Genomic DNA, 2,017 nt, shown 5'->3' with positions numbered 1-2,017 from the left:
TCACGGGGCTCCCCGTGGCGTCGGTGCCGGCAGGGGTCGACGCGGAGGGGATGCCAGTGGGGCTCCAGATCGTCGCGCCGCCGCTGGGGGAGGAGCGGGCGCTGGCGGCGGCATCGGTAGTGCAACGGCTCCGTCCAGTTGGGATGCCGCCGCGCTTTCTCACTCCGGAGCCACGATGAACGACGAGGGATCGGACCCGCATTCCATCTTCACCGGCTCGCAGGCGACCGCCAACCTGGTCGGGTGGATCGATGGCGTGCTGATGGAGCTCCGCGAGGGGCGCATCAACCACGCGCGCGCCGCGCTGGAGGGGGAGACGTGGCGCACCGCGCGCGTGGACGGCGGCATCCCGCGACCCATCCTGGAGCAGGCGCGCGAAAGCCTCTCACAGGCCGCGGAGGCGCTTGCACTGGAGGCTGTGGCGGAGGCGGAGGCGGCGCTCCTGCAGGCGCGGTCGCGGTTCATGCCGGGGGCGTGAGGGGGCGGACGTCGGCGCGTTAGGCGGGCGGCGGTGCCGGGTCGAGCACGGGCGGCCACGTGGAGCCGCCCCCACAACGTTGGGGTGTGTGGCAGGGGTTGGTGCGGGGGCGCGCGGCATGGGCGGAGTGCACCCTTTCCCCCGCTTGCGGGGGAGAGGGCCGGGGAGAGGGGGAGCCCGGCGTTCCGCGATTCACCCGAACAGCTTCGCCACCTCCGGCTTCACCACCTTGCCCATCGCGTTGCGCGGGAGGGTGTCCACGCGGCGGAGGTCGCGGGGGAGCTTGTAGGGGGCGAGGCGCTGGCGGGCCCAGGCCTGGAGCTCGGCGAGCGGGGGGAGCGTGCCCGCGGCTTCCACGGCGAGGCAGACGCGCTCGCCCCACTCCTCGTCCTCGATGCCCACGACGGCGCACTCGGCGATGGCGGGGTGCTCGCGCAGGACCTCCTCGATTTCCAGGGCGGAGACCTTGAAGCCGCCCGTCTTGATGATGTCCACGCTGCGGCGGCCCAGAAGGCGGTGGTAGCCGTCCTCCACCACCGCCACGTCGCCCGTGCGGAACCATCCGTCGCGGAAGGCTTCGGCGGTGGCGTCGGGGCGGCGCCAGTACTCGGCGAAGACGGCGGGGCCGCGGATCTCCAGGTCGCCCGGGGTGCCCGGCTCGACGGGGCGGGCTTCGTCATCCACCACGCGTGCTTCGACGGCGGGGAGGGGGACGCCGACGGAGCCGGGGCGCCGCTCGTCGTTCAGCGGGTTGGAGAGCGCCATCCCGATCTCCGTCATCCCGTAGCGCTCCAGAAGGGTGTGGCCGCTGATCTCGCGCCACCGCTCGAGCATCTGCACCGGGAGCGCGGCGGAGCCGGAGACCATCAGCCGCATCCTCCGGCACCCCTCCACCATCCGCGCGCGCCGCTCCTCGTCCGCTTCTTCGAAGGCCACGATCAGCCGGCGGTAGACGGTGGGCACGGCCATGAAGAGGGTGAGGCGCCCGCTCTCGATCACGCGCCACGTCTCGTCCGCGTCGAAGCGGGGGAGGATCTCGCAGACGGCGCCGGACCAGAGCGCGCACGAGAGCACGTTGACGATGCCGTGCACGTGGTGCAGCGGCAGGACGAGGAGCGTGCGGTCGTCCGCTGTCCATTCCCAGGCCTCCACGAGCGCGGTGACCTGGGCGCGCAGGTTGGCGTGCGTGGTGACGACGCCCTTGGGCTTCCCCGTGGTGCCGCTCGTGTAGACGATCATCGCCGGGCGGTCTTCGGCGACATCCGGCAGCGCGGACGGCTCGGCGGAGAGCGCGTCGTCGGTGGTGAGGAATCGGCGGCCGTTGCGCTCCGCCACGCGTCCCAGCACCTCCGCGAAGTCGGCGTGGGCGATGACGGCCTCCGCGTCGGCGTCCTGCACCACGTACTCCAGCTCGGCCTCGGGGTGCGAAACGGCGAGGGGGACGGCGATGCCGCCCGCGCGCCATACGCCCCACTGCACCGCCGCGTACTCCCACCCGGGCGGCACCAGGAACGCCACGCGCGCGCCGTCCAGGTCCGC

The 2,017-nt window shown here is 73.4% G+C and carries 2 protein-coding genes; one reads left to right on the top strand and one right to left on the bottom strand.

The window, feature by feature from the left end:
- Window positions 1-175: 175 nt before the first annotated feature.
- The gene (locus VF647_01775) at window positions 176-478 is read left to right on the top strand and encodes a hypothetical protein (protein HEX8450791.1); all 303 of its coding nucleotides are present in this window, start codon (window positions 176-178) and stop codon (window positions 476-478) included.
- A 192-nt stretch (window positions 479-670) separates the two neighbouring features.
- Here the strand turns inward: VF647_01775 and VF647_01770 are convergent.
- The coding region (locus VF647_01770; GenBank protein HEX8450790.1) for an AMP-binding protein at window positions 671-2,017 on the bottom strand (1,347 nt) is incomplete at its 5' end.

It is taken from the genome of Longimicrobium sp. (genome assembly GCA_036387335.1).
GTDB lineage: Bacteria > Gemmatimonadota > Gemmatimonadetes > Longimicrobiales > Longimicrobiaceae > Longimicrobium.
Note: the sequence above shows the minus strand (reverse complement) of the source record. Positions and strands in the feature narration are given on the sequence as shown.